We start from the raw sequence: 19,946 nt of genomic DNA, 5'->3' as shown, positions 1-19,946 counted from the left end.
CTTACTCGGCCCTCGTCTTGTCGACGGGAGGGGCTTGGTAAGTCCTGTTGGGCTCGAAGGTCGCGGTGGCCTCCGGGTCGCTCCTGCGGCCCGACCGGCGGGTCAGGAGACCGATGAGCGACGGACGGCCCTGCTGCTTGTTCCAGACGTCGATGCCGACCGCGAGCAGGAGCACGAGGCCCTTGATCATCGAGACGACGTCGGCACCCTGGCCGAGCAGAGCGAGACCGTTGTTGAGGAACGCCATGACCAGACCACCGATGATCGAGCCGATCACGGTACCGATACCACCGGCGACCGCAGCACCACCGATGAACACCGACGCGATCGCGTCGAGCTCCCAGCCGGTGCCGTCGTTCGGTCCGGATGCCTGTGAACGGGCGACGAAGATCATGCCGGCGAGTGCGGCCATCATCGACATGTTCATCATGACGAAGAAGTCGACCCAGCGGTCCTTCACGCCGGAGAGGCGTGCGGCCTGGCGGTTGCCACCCACGGCGTAGATGTGGCGACCGAAGACGGTGTTCCGCGTGATGAACGAGTAGATGATCACGAGGGCGAGCAGGATCAGACCCGGAACCGGGAAGCTCGTGCCCGGGCGACCCGTCGCGAACATCCACGCAGCGGCGAGCACGACGACCGAGAGCAGCACGACCTTGACGACGCTGACCCACAGAGGCGCGCTGTCGGAGCCCATCTTGTGCTGCTGGCGACGGGTGCGGATCTCCCAGAAGACCAGCCACGCCACCGCGACCAGCGCGAGGATCATGGTCGGCACGTTGAAGTCCAGCGGAAGCCCGACCTCAGGAAGGTAGCCGGTGCCGATCACCTGGAAGCCCTTGGGCACCGGGATCGTCTGAGCGTCACCGATCCACTGCTGCGCGCCACGGAAGAAGAGCATGCCGGCGAGCGTCACGATGAACGCGGGCACCCCGACGTAGGCGACCCAGAACCCCTGCCAGGCGCCCACCAGAGCACCGACGCCGAGGCCGAGCAGGATCGCCAGCGGCCAAGGGAGGTTCCAGTCGGCCATCGACTTCGCGACGATGATGCCGGTGAAGGCCGCCACGGAGCCGACCGACAGGTCGATGTGCCCCATGATGATGACCATCACCATGCCGATCGCGAGGATCAGGATGAACGAGTACTGGTTGATGACGTTGATCAGGTTGCCCGACGTCAGCGTCGCGCCGTTCGGTCCGTTGCGCAGCAGCGTCAGCACCTCGAAGAGGACGATGATGACGATGAGGCTGCCCAGGATGCCGAACTGGCGCAGTGACGAGGTGCCGTTGCTTCCGAACATCTTGCGGATGTCGCCGAAGTGGAAGCCGCGCTTCGTTGTCGTGAGGTCGGTGGTCATGCGGATGCTTTCTGAGTCGCGGAGGTCATGCTGCGCATGAGAGCCTCGGGTGTCGCCTGGTCGGCCGGGATGCAGTCGGTGACCCGACCTTCGAAGACTGTGTAGATGCGGTCCGAGATGCCGAGCAGCTCGGGCAGCTCGCTGGAGATGACGATGACGCCCTTGCCCTGGGAGGCGAGCTCGTTGATGATCGCGTAGATCTCGTACTTCGCGCCGACGTCGATGCCGCGCGTGGGCTCATCGAGGATCAGCAGGTCGGGGTCGGTGAACATCCACCGGGCCAGCACGACCTTCTGCTGGTTTCCTCCCGAGAGCTTGCCGACGCCCTCTTCGACGCTGGGCGTCTTGATGCGCAGCGCCTTGCGGTAGCGCTCGGCGACCGAGTACTCCTCGCGCTCGTCGACGACGCCGCGCTTCGAGATCTTCGACAGCTTCGCCGCCACGACAGACCGCTTGATGGTGTCGAGCAGGTTGAGGCCCAGCACCTTGCGGTCCTCGCTGACGTACGCGAGTCCGTGCTTGATCGCCGAGGAGACGTCGGGGATGGTGATCTCCTCGCCGTCCTTGACGATCTGTCCGCCGAGGAACGTGCCGTAGGAGCGACCGAAGATGCTCATCATGAACTCGGTGCGGCCCGCGCCCATCAGACCGGCGATGCCGACGACCTCGCCACGACGCACGTTGAGGTTCGACCCCTTGACGACCATCCGCTCAGACACGGTCGGGTGCTGCACCCACCAGTCCTTGACCTCGAAGAACACGTCGCCGATCTCGGGGGTGCGGTCGGGGTAGCGGCTCTCGAGCGAGCGGCCGACCATGCCGCGGATGATGCGGTCCTCGTTGATCTCGCCGCGCGAGATGTCGAGCGTCTCGACCGTGCGACCGTCGCGGATGATCGTGATCTCGTCGGCGATCTGCTCGATCTCGTTGAGCTTGTGGCTGATCATGATCGACGCGATGCCCTTGGCCTTCAGACCCAGGATCAGGTCGAGGAGGTGCTGCGAGTCGTTCTCGTTCAGTGCCGCGGTGGGCTCGTCGAGGATGAGGAGCTTGACGTCCTTGTTGAGGGCCTTCGCGATCTCGATCAGCTGCTGCTTTCCGACACCGAGCGTCTTGATGGCGACGTCGGGGTCTTCGCGCAGGCCGACGCGGGCCAGCAGCTCGACCGTGCGCTGACGCTGGGCGCGCCAGTCGATCGCGCCGAAGTGGCGGATCTCGTTGCCGAGGAAGATGTTCTCGGTGATCGAGAGCTCAGGGATCAGAGCGAGCTCCTGGTGGATGATCGCGATCCCGGCCTGCTCGCTCGCCGCGATGTCGCGGTAGCGCTGCTCCTCGCCGTAGAGCAGGATCTCCCCCTCGTACGTGCCGTAGGGGTACACGCCGGAGAGGACCTTCATCAGGGTCGACTTCCCGGCGCCGTTCTCGCCGCAGATCGCATGGATCTCTCCGGCCCGGACGGTGATGGACACGTCGGACAGCGCCTTGACACCCGGGAACTCCTTGGTGATGCTGCGCATCTCCAGGATGGGGCCTGACACGACCGGCAACGTTGCTGTGGTGCTCACAAGATCTTCCTCGCGACGGGCGGCCACCTTCGATGTGACCGTTCACATTGGATTACATAGTCTACGCTCGCTGAGACGGTGTCAAGACCACTCGCGAAAATGTGGCCTTATCGAGGCGCGGACGATTCCCGCGTTCGAAGGGTCGTCTGCAGGGGCCCGAACTGCGGCACCTGCTCACCACGGATCTGCGCGAGCAGGATGCGCACGGCGCGGCGACCCAGCTCGGGGAAGTCCTGATGCACCGTGCTCAGCGTCGGTGCGACATGCGCCGCGACCGGGATGTCGTCGAACCCGACGACGCTCACGTCCTCGGGCACGCGGATGCCGGCATCCCTGAACCCGTGCAGCAGCCCGATCGCCATCTGGTCGTTCGCGACGAACACGGCCGTGAAGTCACGCCGTCGGGCGAGCTCCTGCCCCGCGAAATAGCCGAAGTCGGCCGTCCAGTCTCCGCGGATCGGCGGGAAGGTGGGCAGATCGGCCTCCCGCAGAGCATCGAGGTATCCGCGCATGCGCGACTCGGCCTCGATCCAGTCCTGCGGCCCGGCGATGTGGATGATATCGCTGTGCCCGAGCCCGATCAGATGCTCGGTGGCGGTGCGCGCGCCCGCGACCTGGTCGGCCGACAGGGTCACACCGTCGGAGCCGGAGGCCGTCTGCAGCGAGACGAACGGCATCTCGACCGCCATGCCCTTCAGCACATGGAACGCCCGGACCTGCGGGGCGAGCACCACGATGCCGTCGACCTGCTCGCGCGCCAGCTGCCGCAGGGCGTTGCCGATCGCCTCGGGGGTCGTGGCCGAGAGGTTCAGGGTCGAGACCGAGTACCCCTCCTCGCGAGCGGCGTCCTCGATGCCGACGATCGACGACGTCGGTCCGAACTCCCCCACCGTGGCCGAGAGGATGCCGAGCATGTTGGACTTGCTCGTCACGAGCGCCCGCGCCGCGAGGTTGGGGCGGTAGTCCAGCACGGCGATGGCGTCGAGGACTTTCGCCTTCGTCTCGGGACGGATGCTGGGGTGGTCGTTCAGCACCCGCGACACGGTCTGGTGCGACACCCCCGCGAGTCTCGCGACGTCGCGGATGCTCGGCATCCGGGCACGCTCGGAGGCAGTCGACATCACAGACCTCCTTGTATGTGCACGGTCACATCGTCTCTTCATTATGTATGCCAGGCGCGCGGAGCGCACCTCGCCGAGGCGAGGATGCGGGCGGGCCGGGTCAGGCGAGGATGCGCGCGCCGGGCACCGGCCGTGCACGTGCAGCGACTCGAGTCCGTGCTCACGCAGCAGCGACTGGACCTCCTGCGCACCCGCGGGGCTCGCGCAGAGGAGAGCGACGGTGGGTCCCGAACCCGACACGATGCCCTGCAGAGCGCCGGCGTGGATGCCGCGCAGGATCGTGGTCTCCAGCTCGGGCCGCTCGTACAGGGCGGCCTCCTGCAGGTCGTTGTAGATGCTCTCGGACAGCAGCTCGGGATCGCCGGAACGCAGCGCCTGCAGCACGGGAGCCGGCACCTCGAGCGACAGCGGCGGATCGTCGGCGAGAGAGCCCTCAGCGTCTCGCAGCGCATCGAGTCGCGCATACACGACGGGCGTGGACAGCCCGTCATCGCTCGGGACGAGCACCCAGTCGAACCGCCCCCTCGCCAGCGCGGGATTCAGCTGATCTCCTCGGCCGGTTCCGACAGCGGTGCCGCCGTGCAACGCGAACGGGACGTCCGCGCCGAGGCGGGCGGCCAGCTCATGCAGGCGGGCGGTCGAGAACCCGGTGCCCCACAGTGCGTCGCACGCGACGAGAGCGGCCGCGGCATCCGCCGACCCGCCGCCCATGCCTCCGGCGACAGGCACGCTCTTGCGGATCTCCAGCGCCACCCCGCCGTCGTACTCGGCCGCGGTCGCGAGCAGCTTGGCGGCGCGCATCGCGAGGTTGCGATCGTCCAGCGGCACGGTGTCTGGGTCGTCGACGCCCGAGACGGTGATCGAGAAGTCGTCGGCGTGCCGGGCGATCACGTCCTCATAGAGCGAGACCGCCTGGAACACGGTGGCCAGCGCGTGATACCCGTCGTCGTGGCGGCCGCCCACACCGAGATAGACGTTGATCTTGCCGGGCGCGCGCACGTGCACGGAGTCGACGGGGGCGGCGAAGCTCATGTTGGTGTTCCCGTCACAGCTCCGTCGACGTCGCCCACAGGTCGACGTCGATGGCACCGGCGGCCTCGTCGATGCGGCCGAGCTCGTCGTCGGTGAATGCCGGACCGTTGACGGCGGCGATGTTCTCGTCGAGCTGCTCGGGACGCGATGCCCCGACCAGCGCGGAGGCGACGACCGGGTTGCGCAGCGTCCATTGGATCGCCATCTGCGCCAGGGACTGCCCGCGCTGCTCGGCGATGGCGTTGAGCGAGCGGAGGGTCTGAACGGCGGCATCCGACAGCGGCGCATCCGGCAGCGAACCGCGCTTCTGCGCACGGGCGGCCGTGCCGTCGCCGAGGTACTTGTCGGTGAGGAGCCCCTGCGCGAGAGGTGTGAACGCGATCGCACCGACGCCGGACTGCTCGAGGGTGTCGGTGAGACCGTCTTCGACCCAGCGGTTGAGGATCGAGTAGGCGGGCTGGTGGATGACGAGCGGGGTGCCGAGGTCGGTGGCGACGGCGACCGCCTCGGCCGTGCGCTCGGCGCTGTACGACGAGATGCCGACGTAGAGAGCCTTGCCCTGGCGCACGAGCGTGTCGAGCGCCCCGATCGTCTCGGCGACCGGCGTCACGGGATCGGCGCGGTGCGAGTAGAAGATGTCGACGTGGTCGAGGCCCATGCGGGTCAGCGACTGCTCGGCGCTCGCGAGGATGTACTTGCGGCTGCCGAAGTCGCCGTACGGACCCGGCCACATGTCCCAGCCCGCCTTCGACGAGATGATCAGCTCGTCGCGGTAGGGGCGGAAGTCCTCGGCGAAGATGCGGCCGAAGTTCTTCTCGGCCGAGCCGTAGGGCGGGCCGTAGTTGTTCGCGAGATCGAAGTGCGTGATGCCGCGGTCGAAGGCGTGACGCAGCAGCGCGCGCTGGTTGTCGAGCGGGATGTTGTCGCCGAAGTTCCACCACAGCCCGAGCGAGATCGGCGGCAGGAACAGGCCGGAGGTGCCCACCTGGCGGTACTCGAACTGCTGGTAGCGGCTCTCGTCGGCGGCGTACGGCCGGTGCAGCTCGGGGATGTTCGGACGGAAGCGAGGAGAGTCGGTCACGGTGCCAGGTTAGTCGGTGACGACGGCGTCTTCGATCTGAGCGACGTGCCGCGCAATACGGTGATAGTCATCGACCGTGAGGTCCTCGCCACGAGCGGTCGGCGCGACTCCGGCCGCGATCAGCACTTCGGATGCCGCGGCGGAGCTGCCGAAGAGTCCGGACAGCGCCTGACGCAGCATCTTGCGTCGCTGGTTGAAGGCGGCATCCACGATCTGGAACGTGCGACGGCGCTCGTCCTCGGGGCCGCGCTCGCCCTCCGACCGGTCGAACCCGACGAGCAGGCTGTCGACGTTCGGGACCGGCCAGAAGACCTGACGGGAGACCGTGCCCGAGAGCTTCCATTCGCCGTACCAGGCGGCCTTGACGCTCGGCGAACCGTAGATCTTCGACCCGGGCTTCGCGGCGAGACGCTCGGCGACCTCGGCCTGCACCATCACGACGCCGCGCTTCAGGTAGGAGAAGTTCTCGAGGAAGTGCAGCAGCACGGGGACCGAGACGTTGTAGGGCAGGTTCGCGACGAGCACGGTCGGCTCGCCCGGCAGCTCCGTGATGCGCAGCGCGTCGGCATCGACGACCGTGAGCATGTCGGCGGGAACGCCGTGCTCCTCGGCGGTCTGGGCGAGCCGGGCGGCGAGCCGGTGATCGATCTCGACAGCGGTGACGGATGCGCCGGCCTCGAGGATCGCGAGGGTGAGGGAGCCGAGCCCCGGGCCCACCTCGACGACCCGCTCCCCCGGCTGGACGCGGGCGGCGTGCACGATCTTGCGCACGGTGTTCGCGTCGACGACGAAGTTCTGTCCGAGCTTCTTGGTCGGGGTGACGTCGAGCTCAGCGGCGAGGCGGCGGATCTCGGTGGCGCCGAGCAGGGTGACTGTCATTGCTCCATTGTCCCCCACCCCCGCCGGTGTCCGAGCCGCCCAGTAGTCTGCTGTGATGCCCTCCCTCGGTGAACTGATCGCACCACGGCGCATGGGCAGGGATTTCCGCTGGCTGCTCGCGTCATCGTGGACGAGCAACGTCGGAGACGGCGTCGCCCTCGCGGCCGCTCCCCTGCTCATCGCGTCGATGACGTCGTCGCCCATCCTCGTCGCGTCCGGGGCGATCCTGCAGTTCCTCCCGTGGCTGCTGTTCGGGCTGCACGCCGGAGCCATCGCCGACCGGTTCGACCGTCGGCGCCTCGTGATGTTCGCCAACGCGGCACGGGCCGTGGTGCTCGCGGGGCTCTGCGCGTTCCTGCTCACCGGCACCGCGAACATCTGGATCGTGCTCGCCGTGGCCTTCCTCTACGGCACGGCGGAGGTCTTCGTCGACACCGCCGGCAGCACGCTGCTGCCGATGCTCGTGAAGCCGGCCGACCTCGGCATCGGCAACGCCCGACTGCAGGCCGGGTATCTCGTCGCGAACCAGTTCGCCGGGCCGCCGCTCGGCGCGTTCCTCTTCGCCGCCGGCGCGGCGTGGCCGTTCCTGCTCGAGATCCTCTGCGTCCTCCTCGCGGTCGTGCTGATCTCGCGCATGGCCCGCACCCCCGTGCCGCCCCGGTCAACGGGAGACGGCGTGAAGTCTCACGTGCACACCGACATCGGCGAAGGACTCCGCTGGCTGTGGCAGAACCCGCCGGTGCGGATGCTGGTGCTGATCATCCTCGTCTTCAACGTCACCTGGGCGGCCCCGTGGGGCGTGCTCGTGCTCTATGCCACGGAGTATCTCAACATGGGCGCGGTCGGCTACGGCGCCCTGACGACCGCCTCGGCGGCCGGAGGAATCCTCGCCACCCTCTGCTTCGGCTGGCTCGAACGCCACGTGTCGTTCGCGACGCTGATGCGCGTCGTCCTCTCGCTCGAGGTGCTGATGCACCTCGCGTTCGCACTCACCACCGCGGGCTGGGTGGCGCTCGTGATCATGTTCGTGTTCGGCGCCTACGCGTTCGTGTGGGGCACGATCTCGACGACCGTCCGTCAGCGTCTGGTCCCCGCCGAGCTGCAGGGCCGCGTGGCCTCGGTCAACATGGTCGGCGTGTTCGGCGGAATGGTCATCGGCCAGGCCCTCGGCGGGGTGATCGCCCAGGTCTGGGGTCTCACGGCTCCGTGGTGGTTCGCCTTCGTGGGCGCCGCGCTGACCCTTGTCCTGGTCTGGAAGCCGATCTCGCAGATCGTCAGTGCCGCACCGGCGGATCAGTCGGTGAACGAGCCGTAGACCCGCAGGGTGTTCGCGGCGAGTCGGGTCGACAGCTCGTCGACCTCGATGCCGAGCTCCGCCGCCATGAACCGCACCGTGATCGGCACGAGATAGGGGGCGTTCGGACGACCGCGCAGCGGCGTCGGGGTGAGGAACGGCGCATCGGTCTCGACGAGGATGCGGTCCAGGGGCGTCACCTTCAGCGCGTCGCGCAGGTTCTGCGCGGTCTTGAACGTGACGTTGCCGGCGAAGGACAGGTGGTAACCCGCATCCGCGCAGGTCCTTGCCATCGCATCGTCGCCGGAGAAGCAGTGGAAGACCGTCCGCTCGGGCGCCCCGACGCGACTCAGCGTCTCGAGCACCACGTCATGCGCGTCACGGTCGTGGATCTGCATCGCGATGCCGTGCTTCTTCGCCAGCGCGATGTGCGCCTCGAACGACTCGAACTGCGGCGCTCGGCGCTCGGGCTCGGTGCGGAAGAAGTCGAGACCCGTCTCGCCGATCGCCCGCGTTCGCGGGTGCGCCGCGAGCTCGTCGATCACCGCGATGGCCTCATCGAGACGACCCTCCTCGGCGTAGGCGGGCGCATCATTCGGGTGGATCGCGACAGCCGCGAGCACGCGCGGGTCCGACTCGGCGGCCTCGACCGCCCACCGGGACGACTCGATGTCACCCGATGCCTGCACCACCCCGGCGATGCCCACAGCCGCCGCACGATCGAGCTGCTCGGTCAACGAGAGCGGCTCATCGCCGTCGAGGATCTCGAGATGCGCGTGATTGTCGTAGACGGGCACGGCAAGGGGCTCCGGAGCCGCGGGGTACCGGAGATCCTTGCGTCCGTCGCCGTCTCGCTGCTGCACGTACGTCATGCTCAGGCGGTGGACTCCACGCGCGGGAACAGCGGGGTGAGACCGTTGACGCTGGTGCCGGGACGCAGCACGCCCCAGGCTCCGGCCTCGCGGATCGGCTGGTCCTGCAGACGTCCGAGGCTCTCTGCGGCGCCGAGGGCGACCCAGAGCTTCTCCGTCGACTGCGGCATCACGGGCGAGAGCAGCACGGCGAGCGCGCGAAGTCCCTCGGCGCACGTGTAGAGAACGGTGCCGAGACGGCCGCGCTGAGCCTCGTCGCGTGCCAGTGCCCACGGCTCGTTCTCCGTGATGTAGCCGTTGAGAGCGTCGACGATCGTCCAGATCGACGAGATGGCCTCGTCGATGCGGAACTGCTCGATCGCGGCATCTGCATTCGAGGCGGCATCCGCGACGATCCTCTGGATCTCGAGATCCTTCTCGGTGTAGTCGGCGGGCGGCGGCACGATGCCCTCGAAGTACTTCTCGATCATCGCCGTGGTGCGCGAGGCGAGGTTGCCGAAGCCGTTGGCGAGCTCCGCCTGGTAGCGGGCCGAGAGGTCCTCCCACGAGAACGAGCCGTCCTGGCCGAACGCGATCGCCGAGAGGAAGTAGTAGCGGTAGGCGTCGGATCCGAAGACGTCGGTGATCTCGGTCGGCGCGATGCCGGTGAGCTTCGACTTCGACATCTTCTCGCCGCCGACGAGCAGCCAGCCGTGCGCGAACACGCCCTTGGGCACATCGAGCCCTGCGGCCATCAGCAGAGCCGGCCAGATCACCGCGTGGAAGCGCAGGATGTCTTTTCCGACCACGTGATAGGCGGGCCAGCGGCGGTCGAAGGTCTCCTGATCTGAGCCGTAGCCGACGGCGGTGGCGTAGTTGAGCAGCGCATCGACCCACACGTAGATGACGTGCGACTCGTCCCACGGCAGCGGGATGCCCCAGTCGAACGTCGAGCGCGAGATCGAGAGGTCCTTGAGACCCTGACTGACGAAGGAGACGACCTCGTTGCGCGCCGAATCGGGGCGCACGAAGTCGGGCTGGGTCTTGTAGAGCTCGAGCAGACGGTCCTGGAACTCGCTCAGCTTGAAGAAGTAGTTCTTCTCCTGCAGCAGCTCGAGCGGCTTCGAGTGGATGGCGCAGACCTTGAGGCCCTCGAACGGACCGGTGCCGTCGACGATCTCGGACTCGGGTTTGAACTCCTCACAGCCCACGCAGTACAGCGCCTCGTACTCGCCCGCATAGATGTAGCCACGGTCGTAGAGACGCTGGAAGAACGTCTGCACGTTGGTCTCGTGGCGCTCCTGCGTCGTGCGGATGAAGTCGTCGTTCGCGACATCGAGCGTCTCGAGCAGGGGGAACCACGCCTCGGTGACGAGCTTGTCGACCCACTCCTGCGGAGTGACGTTGTTCGCGGCCGCGGCACGGAGCATCTTCTGGCCGTGCTCGTCGGTGCCCGTCAGCATCCAGGTGTCATCGCCGCCCTGCCGGTGCCAGCGCGCGAGCGCGTCGACCGCCACCGAGGTGTACCCGTGACCGATGTGGGGCACATCGGAGGGGTAGTAGATGGGCGTGGTGATGTAGAACGATTCGCCTGCGGGCATGGGGACAATTCTAGGTGGGATGCAGGGGGTCGTTACGCTCAGGCGACAGACACCTCGATGCGGTGCCACCCCTGGGCGCCGTCGGGCACGACATCGGCCGGATCCGAGGTCTGCGTCTCCCCGTCGGCGCTGATCGCGCGACACTCGATCGTGTGCGCTCCACTCTCGGCCGCCCAGTCGAGACGCCACTGCACCCAGGTGTCGTCGGAGATCGCGGCGCCGAGCTCGGCGCGACGCCACTCACCGTCGTCGATCCGCACCTCCACACCCTCGACGCCCACGTGCTGCTGCCACGCCATGCCCGCGATGACGGCGTCGCCGGCCTCGATCCTGGTCCCCCGCCGGGGCACGTCGATGCGCGACTGCAGCTTCACCGGTCCGCGCTCCGACCATCCGCGGTCGGTCCAGTAGGCGGTCGTGCGGTCGAACCGGGTGACCTCGAGGTCCGTCACCCATTTGGTCGCCGACACATAGCCGTAGAGGCCCGGCACCACCATGCGCACCGGGAAGCCGTGTTCGAGAGGCAGCGCATCGCCGTTCATGCCGACCGCGAGCAGGGCATCGCGCTCGTCGGTGAGCGCCTCGATCGGCGTCGAGGCCGTGAACCCGTCGGATGAGGTCGACAGCACCATGTCGGCGTCGGGATCGACTCCCGCTCTCGCGAGCAGATCGCGCACCGGATGCCCGAGCCAGAGGGCGTTGCCGATCAGGTCCCCGCCGACCTGGTTCGACACGCAGGCGAGGGTGACGTGCGACTCCTGCATCGGCAGCGCGACCAGCTCGTCCCACGTGATCACGATCTCGCGATCGACCATCCCGTGGATGCGCAGCGACCAGTCGGCCGGGTCGATGCGCGGCACGATCAGTGCGGTGTCGATGCGGTAGAAGTCGGCGTTGGGGGTCACGACAGGAGCCAGGCCGGGGATGTCGAGCTCTGCACCGGCCAGCACCACCGGCGCGGGAGCGGCAGCCTTCGGCAGCCGCAACGTCGAGCGGATCGCCTCGATCGACCTCGTCGCGCCGCGGGCTGCGCCGCCGATGACGAGCGCCACGACGCCGGTCGCGGCTACGCCGGCGGTCCACAGCAGGAACTGGCGGCGTTCCTCATGCTCGGCGCGGAGATAGGGGATCGGATGCACCTTGCGCATGAGCAGCCGCAGCGCGACGACCGCGGTCGCGCCGGCGACGAGACCGGGGAGCCAGGCGAAGGGGCCCGCGCCCGGACGGATCATCGCGGCCACCAGCGCCAGCACGCCGAGAGCGGCGAGGATCGCGGATCCCACGCCCGCGCGGCGGGATTCCAGGATGCCGGCGAGCGCGGCGACCCCGACGAGCACCACCGCTATCCCGGTGATCAGCGCCACCTTGTCGCCGGTGCCGAACAGTGCGATCGCCGCATCCTTCGCCCAGCTGGGGGCGAGATCGATGAGACCGCTGCCGATCACGGCGAAGGGGCTCGCGCTCGGCTCGACGATCGCTGCGACCAGCTCTGCCAGGCCGACCGCGACGGCGGCCGCGCTCAAGCCGGCGGCCGCCGATCGAAGCCTGTCTCCGCGCCTCGCGCGGACTGCGTGGGTCATGATCAGAGCGTAACCCCGGGGCTGGGCCCCGGGGTCGTGCGGCTCAGAGCCCGTTGCGACGTGCGACCTCTCCGAGCCAGGCGAGCGAGGGCTTCGGCGAACGCTCGAACGTCTCGTGATCGAAGCCGATCAGGCCGAAGGTCGGGCGGAATCCGCTCGCCCACTCGTAGTTGTCGAGTGCGCTCCAGTGCTGGTAGGCCTTGACCTCGATGCCGTCGGAGATGGCACGGTGGAGTCCCTCGAGAGCGCCCTGGGTATAGGCGATGCGCCGCGTGTCGTCGCCGGTCGCGATGCCGTTCTCCGTGACGAGCACCGGCACGCCGCCGCTGCGCTCCCACGCGCTGCGCACGCCCATCTCGAGTGCCTCGGGGAAGAACTCCCAGCCGGTGAGCGTGGTCTCGACGTCGTCGGCGACCGGACGCGGACCCTCGGGGCCGATGAAGGTGCGGGTGTAGGCCTGCACGCCGACGAAGTCGTCACCAGCCGACTGGTCGAGGTACCAGTGGTCGCGGGGGTCGCCGTACTCGGCCAGCATCTCGTCCGCCCCCGGCTCACCGGTGGAGTGGAAGGCCTGCGTCGCGATCGTCCATCCGGCCTGCACGCCCGAGACGGAATGCAGGATCTCGGAGGCCCGGTGGTGCGCGTCGAGCAGCGTGTCCGCGACGGCGAGGTCGGGGTTCGGCAGTCCGAAGGCGACGAGGTTCGAGGCGTCCTCTCCCCCGGCGAGCATCGCCGCGATGTTCGGCTCGTTGATCGTGCAGACGTAGGTCACGCCCTCGAGGATCGGCAGCACGGTCTCGACGTAGCGGGAGAACAGGTCGACCGCGTCGTCCGCACGCCAGAAGCCGTCCTTCTGGAACCACTGCGGCACCGTGAAGTGCATCAGCGTCACCGTCGGGTCCAGACCGTTCTCCCGGGCCGTGTCGATCATGCGGCGGTAGTGATCCAGCATCGCCCGAGACACGAAGCCGCGCTCGGGCTCGATGCGCGCCCACTCCATCGAGAAGCGGTACGAGTTCAGACCGGCATCCGCCAGCAGCCGCATGTCCTCCGGGTACCGGTGGAAGTGGTCGGCGGCATCGCCCGAGGGCTCCACCATCGTCGAGCCCGGAGCATGCTCCATGGCCCACCAGTTGCTGGTCGTGTTGTTCCCCTCCACCTGATGGGCTGCGGTCGCAGCGCCCCAGAGAAAGCCGTCAGGGAATGTGAGCACGAGTGCTCCTCTCTATTTCGAGATTCGGGATGGGTTGGGCACGGCGTCGAGCAGCTGCACCGTGTACGGGTCCTCCGGATGCTGGAGGACCTGAGAGGTCTCACCGCGCTCGACGACGCGACCGCCGTTGAGCACGAGGATGTTCTCGGTGACGAGCCGCGCGCTGAGCAGGTCATGCGTGATGTAGAGCATGCTGATGCCCCACCTCTCGCGCAGGTCTTCGAGCAGCGCGAGCACTCCGGCACGCAGCGACACGTCGAGCATCGACACCGGCTCGTCGGCGATCAGCACCTGCGGATCGCTCGCGAGCGCCCGGGCGATGACCACGCGCTGACGCTGACCGCCTGAGAGCTGATGCGGCAGCTTGGCCGCGAACTGCTCGACAGGTGTCAGGCCCACGGTCTCGAGGAGCTCGAGCACGCGGGCTCTCGCCTCGTCACCGCGCAACGGCGTGTAGTTGCGGATCGGTCGGCTCAGCGCGTACTCCACCGTGTGCAGCGGGTTGAGCGCGGCATACGGATCCTGGAACACCATCTGCACGTCCTTGCGCAGGTCGCGCAGGCCCGCACGGCGCAGGGCCGCGACGTCGACATCGCCGAAGCGCACCGTGCCCTCGGTCGGCTTCTCGACACCGGTGATCAGCTTCGCGATCGTCGACTTGCCCGAGCCGGAGGCGCCGACGAGTGCCAGGGCCTCGCCGGGTTCGAGTCGGAACGACACATCGTCGACCGCGGTGACGGGCTGCTCGCCCCGACGCGGAGCCGGATACCGCTTCGACACGCCCTCGACCACGATCGCGGCGTCCGCCCGGCGCGTGTCGCGCTGCGACACGGTGGGCAGGGTCTCGGTCAGGTCGGTGCGTGAGCGCCCCTCGCGACGGCGCGTGCCGAGGTCGACGAACCCGGGGATCGAGATCGACTCGGCCCGAGGATCGGCGTAGTGGCTCAGCAGCATCCGCGTGTACTCGTCCTGAGGACGCTGCAGGATGTCGAGGCTCGGCGCGTCTTCGACGATCCGACCCTCATGCATGACCATCACCCGATCGGTCGCCTCGAGCACGATGCCCAGGTCGTGGCTGATGAGGATCGCGGTGAAATGCTCGGTGCGCTGGAGATCCTTGATGGTGTCCATGACGGCGTGCTGCACGAGCACGTCGAGCGCCGTGGTCGGCTCATCGAACACCATCAGCTGCGGCTCGAGCGACAGTGCCAGCGCGATCGAGGTGCGCTGCCGCATGCCGCCCGAGAGCTCGCTCGGGTATCTGGCCAGCACTGCGGGGTCGAGACCGACCTTGCCGATCAGCTCGCGCGCCCTCGCATCCCGATCGTCGCGGGCCACGTGTCCGTGCGCGGCGAAGATGTCGCGGAAGTGGTTGCCGATCGTGCGCACCGGGTTCAGCGCGTTCATGCCCGACTGCAGCACCATCGCGAACCCGCCCTGGCGCTGACGGCGCAGCTCCTCGGCGTCGAGCTCGCGGATGTCGCGCCCGTCGAACAGGATGCGCCCGCCGCTGATGCGAGCCGGCGGCTTCTGGAGCCGTGTCAGCGCGAAGCCGAGCGTCGACTTGCCCGAGCCGGACTCGCCCACGAGACCGACGAACTCGCCGCGACGCAGCGTGAACGAGACGTCCTCGACAGCGGTGACCGGCGTGGTGCCGGGCGAGGCGTACTCGACCGACAGGCCCTGGACATCGAGCAGCACGTCATCCGTGGAGATGTTCGCTTCCATGGCGCTCATCGGCCCTTCCCTCTCGCAGGCGCGGATTGGAGATCCCATCCACGCCGAAGTTGATCAGTGTCAGGCTCAGGGCGAGCAGGGCGATGCAGAGACCAGGGGCGAACAGCAGCAGCCACTGCCCGGTGAGCAGCGAGTTGGAGTTCTGCGCCCAGTAGAGCATGGTGCCCCAGCTGACGATGCTCGAGTCGCCGAGCCCGAGGAACTCGAGGCCCGCCTCTGCGAGGATCGCCGCGGTCGCCGCTCCGAAGAGCGTGCCCGCGATGATCGAGGTCATGTTCGGCAGGATCTCGCGGAACACGATGCGCGCCCTGCTGTCACCCGAGAACTGCGCCGAGGTGACGAAGTCGTTGCCTCGCAGCGACTGCGTCTGGCTGCGCAGCACGCGCGCACCCCAGGCCCAGCCGGTGACGACGATCACCGCGATGATCATCAGGATGCCGCCGTTCTGCAGGTACGCGGCGATCACGATCATCAGCGGCAGACCGGGGATCACCAGGAAGAGGTTGACGATGAAGCCGACCACCTCGCCCAGGAAACCGCGCATGTAGCCCCAGCTGAGCCCGATCAGCACTGCGACGATCGTCGAGAGGATGCCGGCGGCCATGCCGACCAGGAGGCTGATCTGCGAGCCGTAGATCAGCTGACTCAGGACGTCTTCGCCGGCGGCGGTGGTGCCGAGCCAGTGCGCGGCCGACGCGTCGGCGTTGCGCTCGAAGGTGTTCTCCTTCGGTCCGTACGGGGCGAGCAGCGGAGCGAACACCGCCACCAGCACGAACAGACCGAGGATGATGAGGCCCAGACGGGCCTTGCCGTTGGACCAGAGGGTGCCCACCATCCGGGCGAACGAGCGCCACGGGCTGGGAGCCGCGATCCGGTCGGAGGGAACCTTGACATTCATGGTGGAGGTCATCGGCGGGTCCTTGGATCCAGCACGCCGTACAGGATGTCGACGAGGAAGTTGGCGACGAGCACACTGACGGTGATCATCAGGAAGAGCGCCTGCATGAGCGGGTAGTCCTGCCCGATCACGGCGTTGAAGAGGAGGTATCCGATGCCGGGATAGCCGAACACCTGCTCCACGAGGATCGATCCGCCGACCACGCCGCCGAGCGTGAGCCCGAAGCCGGTGAGGTTCGGCAGGATCGCGTTTCGTGCGGCATAGCGGAGGGCGATGGTGCGACCGTGCAGGCCGTTCGCCTCGGCGAACGTCACGTAGTCGTCACCCAGGGTGTTGATCATCGCGTTGCGCATGCCGATGATCCATCCGCCGAGAGAGGTCAACAGGATCGTGACCGCCGGGAGGATCGCATGCTGCACGAGATCGATGAAGAAGTCCCAGGTGAAGCCCGGCGTGGTCGTCGCCGAATACGCGCCGGTGGTGGGGAACCAGTGCAGCACGTACCCGAAGAAGAACAGCAGCAGCAGCGCTGTCCAGAAGTAGGGGAAGGTGCTGAGGAAGGAGCCGGTCAGCGTCGGCAGCGAGTCCAGCCACGTGCCGCGGCGCCAGGCGGCGGCGGTGCCGATCAGGGTGCCGATCACGAACGCGAGGATCGTGACGATGCCGACGAGGCCGATCGTGTACGGCAGCGCGGTCGAGACCATGCTCGACACGGTCTGCGGATAGAACGTGTACGAGACGCCGAAGTCGAGTCGTGCCACCTGGCCGAGGTAGGCCACGTACTGGTCCCAGATGGACCCGGTCGGCACGCCGAGCTGGGCCTCGATCGCGGCCCGCGTCGCATCCGACACCGGACCGTTCTGCGACAGCTTCGCGATCGCGGCGTCGGCCGGCGAGCCGGGCATGAGGCGCGGAAGGAAGAAGTTCAGCGTGATGGCGGCCCACAGCGTGAGCACGAACAGGCCGATCTTCTGGAAGACGTACTTCATCGGTCATCCTCCTTCACGCGCTCGAGCCGGGTGAAGATGCCCAGCGGCGCCGAGTCGTAGTTCTGCGGAATCATGTACGGGTCATCCTCTGAGGGCCAGCCGGTGAACTTGGAGTCGTTGAACAGGCCCCAGATGCCGCCGTAGTAGAGGCCGATGACCGGCATCTCCTCGTAGACGATGGCCTGCAGCTCCTTCACGATCTCTGTCTGGCGCGCGGGGTCGACGGTCTCGCGGTACTCCTTGAGCAGCGCGTCGGCTTCGTCCGAGCGGTACCGCTCGAAGTTGTTGGCGGTGGGTTCGCCGGACCCGGAGGGCACGTAGAACTCGCTCGAGAGCAGGTTGTTGTACGCCTGGTAGACGTCGCCGTTGCCCATACCGCCGATCGCCATCTCGAAGTCGCCGTTGCTGATGGCGCTCTGGTATCCGGCCGGCTGCGGGAGCTTGAGCGTCACCTTGACGCCGACGTCGGCGAGTTGGCTCTGCACGGTCTGCGCCGCGCGGGTCCAGTCGGAGAAGCCGTTGGCCGTGGTCAACGCGAACTCGAGCTGCTTTCCGTCGGCCCCCACGAGCCGGTCGCCGTCGAGCGTGTATCCCGCCTCGGCGAACGCGGCGAGTGCGGCATCCGTGTCCTGGGTGATCATGCCCTGATCGGGGATGCCGGGGTCGAGGAACTCCTCCTGGTTCGGGAGCACGAGGCCGGTCTGCCCTGCGGGCTCCATGTACCCCTCGGAGGCGGTCTCGGCGATCTCCTCGCGGTCGAGCGAGAGGGCGATGCCGCGGCGCACGTTCACGTCGTCGAACGGCGCGACCTCGAGGTTCGGCATCAGCGCGATCACGCCTCCCGGCGGGAACCACCAGTCGTTGTTCTCACTGGCCGCACCCCACGTGCCCTCGACGTCGGAGATGAACGAGTACGCCCAGTCGTAGCCGCGGGTGACGGTGTCGAGCTGCGAGTTCGTCGACGGCAGGATGATGTGCTCGATCTCGATCTTGCCGGCCTGCCAGTAGTCGGGGTTCTTGTCCATCGAGTACTGCTGGTCGTTGTAGTTGCCCAGCACGAACGGGCCGGTGCCGACCGGGTTCTCATTGCGGTACGTGCCCGGGTCCTTCACGTCCGACCAGAGGTGCTCCGGCACGATCATGGTCTGGCCGAGGATCGGCAGCGAGGGCGCGTCATCGGTCTGCAGGTGCATGATGACGTCGTCGCCGTCGACCTCGACGGTCTCGAGGTGCTGCCAGGCGCCCTTGATGTCGAGGGAGGGGTTGTCCTTCAGCAGCTGGAACGTGAACGCCACGTCGTCGGGCGTCAGCTTCTCGCCGTCGCTCCACTCGACGTCATCGCGGATCGTCATCACGACCGTCCGGGCATCGGGCTGCGACCATTCGCTCGCGAGCCACGGGTTCTCGGTTCCGTCGAGCGGGTTCACCAGGATCAGGGGCTCATAGATCCACCGCGACGCGGTGCGCGTGTTGGTGAGATACGGGTTGAAGTTCCGCGTGAAGAACGGGTTCCCCTTGTCCGCGTTGATGAGCATCGTGTCGTCGCCGATCGATGGATCGGGCTGCGAACTGATCTGGATGCTGCAACCGCTGAGCACGACGGCCGCTGCCGCCAGTCCCACGATCGCGGCTCTCCGCCAGCGCCGGAGCATGTGCGTCTTCGCCACACTGCCACCTCATGTCGTCTGTGTCATGAAGGGGGTCCCACGGTTCGGGGCACCCCGCGGCCGAAGCCGCATCAGCAATTGTAAGCGCATACATTTGACCGCTGCAACCCCCTCGCATGACTCCGAGAGCCCCCACTCCCCTGCGACGACCGGCGTGGGAGCGGTGTCAGATCCCGTCTCAGTGGGGGGCGCGGCGCAGCGAGTCGATCATGCTGCGCAGAGCGCGGAGCGCGGCGGACTGCTCTGCCGGGGTCATCCCGGTCAGCATCCTGACCTCGACCGAGCGGACGGCGGCCGTCGCCGCGGCGAGGCTCTTCCGCCCCTTCGGCGTCAGGCTGGTCGGCAGCGCCTTGCCGACCGGAGCCTCGTCGGCCCGCGAGACGAATCCGTCACGCTCGAGAGACTGGAGGAGCACGTTCATCGACTGACGCGTGACGAACGCACCTCGGGCGAGTTCCGAGTTCGAGAGCCCAGGTCGCTGAGCGAGGAGTTCGAGACACGAGTAGTGGGTGATCGTCATGCCGAGGGGCTTCAGCACCTGCTCCATCGCGATGCGGAGAGCGCTCGACGCCTCCTTCAGCAGGTAGCCCAGCGAGGTGTCGAGGTCGATGCCGGCTCGGTCTTGACTCATGTCAGTATTCTGACATAGATTCGGACATGTCAGATAACTGACACGACAAGGAAAGAGCACGATCATGCCCGTCACCGGACCCGACTTCATCTCCCTGCAGGTGCGCGACCTCGACGCCTCACAGGCGTTCTACGAGCGCTATCTCGGACTCGTCAGATCGCCGGCGGGTCCGCCTCACGCCGTGGTCTTCGAGACGACGCCGATCGCCTTCGCGCTGCGCGACCTCGCCCCGGGAACCGACCTCAACTCCGTCGACCAGCCCGGGATCGGCACGGCGGTCTGGCTGCACGCCACGGATGTCCAGGCGATCCATGACGCCCTCCTCGCCGACGGCCGCGCGATCGTGTCCGAGCCGATCGACGGCCCGTTCGGTCGCACGTTCACTTTCGCCGACCCCGATGGCTACCGCATCACCCTGCACGACCGCACCTGAACGCCGCCAGCCGT

Annotated in this window: 16 protein-coding genes and 1 pseudogene; 2 read left to right on the top strand and 15 right to left on the bottom strand. The window is 67.7% G+C overall.

Annotated features, from left to right (window positions below):
* Nucleotide 1: 1 nt before the first annotated feature.
* The 6 genes and pseudogenes from mmsB to rsmA form a co-directional block, all read right to left on the bottom strand.
* On the bottom strand, nucleotides 2-1,360 hold the full coding sequence (mmsB, locus tag ACZZ93_RS17105; protein WP_053097084.1) for a multiple monosaccharide ABC transporter permease: 1,359 nt from the start codon (nucleotides 1,358-1,360) through the stop codon (nucleotides 2-4).
* Entirely contained in the window at nucleotides 1,357-2,877 is a 1,521-nt protein-coding gene (gene mmsA / locus ACZZ93_RS17100; protein WP_463511765.1) for a multiple monosaccharide ABC transporter ATP-binding protein, read from the bottom strand. The genes mmsB and mmsA overlap by 4 nt, the downstream gene beginning before the upstream one ends.
* Nucleotides 2,878-3,032: 155 nt before the next feature.
* Nucleotides 3,033-4,046, bottom strand: a complete 1,014-nt coding sequence (locus tag ACZZ93_RS17095) for a LacI family DNA-binding transcriptional regulator (RefSeq protein WP_053097086.1) — start codon at nucleotides 4,044-4,046, stop codon at nucleotides 3,033-3,035.
* Between the two features lie 177 nt (nucleotides 4,047-4,223).
* Nucleotides 4,224-5,078: pseudogene (locus tag ACZZ93_RS17090) on the bottom strand (4-(cytidine 5'-diphospho)-2-C-methyl-D-erythritol kinase); the annotation flags it as partial.
* A gap of 13 nt (nucleotides 5,079-5,091) precedes the next feature.
* A complete protein-coding gene (gene mgrA / locus ACZZ93_RS17085) occupies nucleotides 5,092-6,159 on the bottom strand; it encodes an L-glyceraldehyde 3-phosphate reductase (protein WP_295105049.1) in 1,068 nt (355 codons plus the stop codon).
* 9 nt (nucleotides 6,160-6,168) lie between these two features.
* Nucleotides 6,169-7,038: a 16S rRNA (adenine(1518)-N(6)/adenine(1519)-N(6))-dimethyltransferase RsmA gene (rsmA, locus tag ACZZ93_RS17080; RefSeq protein ID WP_463511624.1), complete on the bottom strand. Its 870-nt coding sequence runs from the start codon at nucleotides 7,036-7,038 to the stop codon at nucleotides 6,169-6,171.
* 55 nt (nucleotides 7,039-7,093) lie between these two features.
* Between rsmA and ACZZ93_RS17075 the strand changes: the two genes are divergently transcribed.
* Nucleotides 7,094-8,353 (top strand): MFS transporter, encoded by a 1,260-nt coding sequence (locus tag ACZZ93_RS17075; RefSeq protein WP_072591556.1) that lies wholly within the window; start codon nucleotides 7,094-7,096, stop codon nucleotides 8,351-8,353.
* On the opposite strand, the gene ACZZ93_RS17070 is transcribed toward ACZZ93_RS17075, so the two are convergent.
* The 9 genes from ACZZ93_RS17070 to ACZZ93_RS17030 all read right to left on the bottom strand — a co-directional run bounded on the left by ACZZ93_RS17070 (nucleotide 8,332) and on the right by ACZZ93_RS17030 (nucleotide 19,499).
* A complete protein-coding gene (locus tag ACZZ93_RS17070; RefSeq protein WP_463511623.1) occupies nucleotides 8,332-9,204 on the bottom strand; it encodes a TatD family hydrolase in 873 nt (290 codons plus the stop codon). The two genes, ACZZ93_RS17075 and ACZZ93_RS17070, sit on opposite strands and share 22 nt — an antisense overlap.
* Nucleotides 9,205-9,206: 2 nt before the next feature.
* On the bottom strand, nucleotides 9,207-10,784 hold the full coding sequence (gene metG, locus ACZZ93_RS17065) for a methionine--tRNA ligase (RefSeq protein WP_187250516.1): 1,578 nt from the start codon (nucleotides 10,782-10,784) through the stop codon (nucleotides 9,207-9,209).
* A 38-nt stretch (nucleotides 10,785-10,822) separates the two neighbouring features.
* Complete coding sequence (locus tag ACZZ93_RS17060) at nucleotides 10,823-12,364, bottom strand: molybdopterin-dependent oxidoreductase (protein ID WP_463511622.1); 1,542 nt, start codon at nucleotides 12,362-12,364, stop codon at nucleotides 10,823-10,825.
* Nucleotides 12,365-12,407: 43 nt separating this feature from the next.
* Nucleotides 12,408-13,577, bottom strand: coding sequence for a glycoside hydrolase family 1 protein (locus ACZZ93_RS17055; protein ID WP_053097102.1), 1,170 nt, complete (start codon nucleotides 13,575-13,577; stop codon nucleotides 12,408-12,410).
* Between the two features lie 12 nt (nucleotides 13,578-13,589).
* Nucleotides 13,590-15,314: an ABC transporter ATP-binding protein gene (locus ACZZ93_RS17050; RefSeq protein WP_463511621.1), complete on the bottom strand. Its 1,725-nt coding sequence runs from the start codon at nucleotides 15,312-15,314 to the stop codon at nucleotides 13,590-13,592.
* Entirely contained in the window at nucleotides 15,280-16,224 is a 945-nt protein-coding gene (locus ACZZ93_RS17045; RefSeq protein WP_463511620.1) for an ABC transporter permease, read from the bottom strand. The genes ACZZ93_RS17050 and ACZZ93_RS17045 overlap by 35 nt, the downstream gene beginning before the upstream one ends.
* The gene (locus ACZZ93_RS17040) at nucleotides 16,221-17,201 is read right to left on the bottom strand and encodes an ABC transporter permease (RefSeq protein WP_056280002.1); all 981 of its coding nucleotides are present in this window, start codon (nucleotides 17,199-17,201) and stop codon (nucleotides 16,221-16,223) included. The genes ACZZ93_RS17045 and ACZZ93_RS17040 overlap by 4 nt, the downstream gene beginning before the upstream one ends.
* Nucleotides 17,198-18,868: an ABC transporter substrate-binding protein gene (locus tag ACZZ93_RS17035; RefSeq protein ID WP_463511619.1), complete on the bottom strand. Its 1,671-nt coding sequence runs from the start codon at nucleotides 18,866-18,868 to the stop codon at nucleotides 17,198-17,200. Before ACZZ93_RS17035 ends, ACZZ93_RS17040 begins: the two co-directional genes overlap by 4 nt.
* A 178-nt stretch (nucleotides 18,869-19,046) precedes the next feature.
* Nucleotides 19,047-19,499, bottom strand: coding sequence for a MarR family winged helix-turn-helix transcriptional regulator (locus ACZZ93_RS17030; protein WP_463511618.1), 453 nt, complete (start codon nucleotides 19,497-19,499; stop codon nucleotides 19,047-19,049).
* Between the two features lie 64 nt (nucleotides 19,500-19,563).
* Here ACZZ93_RS17030 and ACZZ93_RS17025 point away from each other — a divergent pair, with 64 nt between their 5' ends.
* The gene (locus ACZZ93_RS17025; RefSeq protein ID WP_463511617.1) at nucleotides 19,564-19,932 is read left to right on the top strand and encodes a VOC family protein; all 369 of its coding nucleotides are present in this window, start codon (nucleotides 19,564-19,566) and stop codon (nucleotides 19,930-19,932) included.
* Nucleotides 19,933-19,946: the final 14 nt, after the last annotated feature.

The sequence above is a fragment of the Microbacterium sp. AC026 genome, from assembly GCF_979258475.1.
This window is presented reverse-complemented; position numbering and strand designations above follow the sequence as displayed.

What these genes read in the sequence shown, in the direction of transcription:
- mmsB (WP_053097084.1), bottom strand. Translation starts at nt 1,360, where the DNA reads ATGACCACCGACCTCACGACAACGAAGCGCGGCTTCCACTTCGGCGAC.
- mmsA (WP_463511765.1), bottom strand. Translation starts at nt 2,877, where the DNA reads ATGCGCAGCATCACCAAGGAGTTCCCGGGTGTCAAGGCGCTGTCCGAC.
- ACZZ93_RS17095 (WP_053097086.1), bottom strand. Translation starts at nt 4,046, where the DNA reads ATGTCGACTGCCTCCGAGCGTGCCCGGATGCCGAGCATCCGCGACGTC.
- rsmA (WP_463511624.1), bottom strand. Translation starts at nt 7,038, where the DNA reads ATGACAGTCACCCTGCTCGGCGCCACCGAGATCCGCCGCCTCGCCGCT.
- ACZZ93_RS17075 (WP_072591556.1), top strand. Translation starts at nt 7,094, where the DNA reads ATGCCCTCCCTCGGTGAACTGATCGCACCACGGCGCATGGGCAGGGAT.
- ACZZ93_RS17070 (WP_463511623.1), bottom strand. Translation starts at nt 9,204, where the DNA reads ATGACGTACGTGCAGCAGCGAGACGGCGACGGACGCAAGGATCTCCGG.
- metG (WP_187250516.1), bottom strand. Translation starts at nt 10,784, where the DNA reads ATGCCCGCAGGCGAATCGTTCTACATCACCACGCCCATCTACTACCCC.
- ACZZ93_RS17060 (WP_463511622.1), bottom strand. Translation starts at nt 12,364, where the DNA reads ATGACCCACGCAGTCCGCGCGAGGCGCGGAGACAGGCTTCGATCGGCG.
- ACZZ93_RS17050 (WP_463511621.1), bottom strand. Translation starts at nt 15,314, where the DNA reads ATGAGCGCCATGGAAGCGAACATCTCCACGGATGACGTGCTGCTCGAT.
- ACZZ93_RS17045 (WP_463511620.1), bottom strand. Translation starts at nt 16,224, where the DNA reads ATGACCTCCACCATGAATGTCAAGGTTCCCTCCGACCGGATCGCGGCT.
- ACZZ93_RS17040 (WP_056280002.1), bottom strand. Translation starts at nt 17,201, where the DNA reads ATGAAGTACGTCTTCCAGAAGATCGGCCTGTTCGTGCTCACGCTGTGG.
- ACZZ93_RS17030 (WP_463511618.1), bottom strand. Translation starts at nt 19,499, where the DNA reads ATGAGTCAAGACCGAGCCGGCATCGACCTCGACACCTCGCTGGGCTAC.
- ACZZ93_RS17025 (WP_463511617.1), top strand. Translation starts at nt 19,564, where the DNA reads ATGCCCGTCACCGGACCCGACTTCATCTCCCTGCAGGTGCGCGACCTC.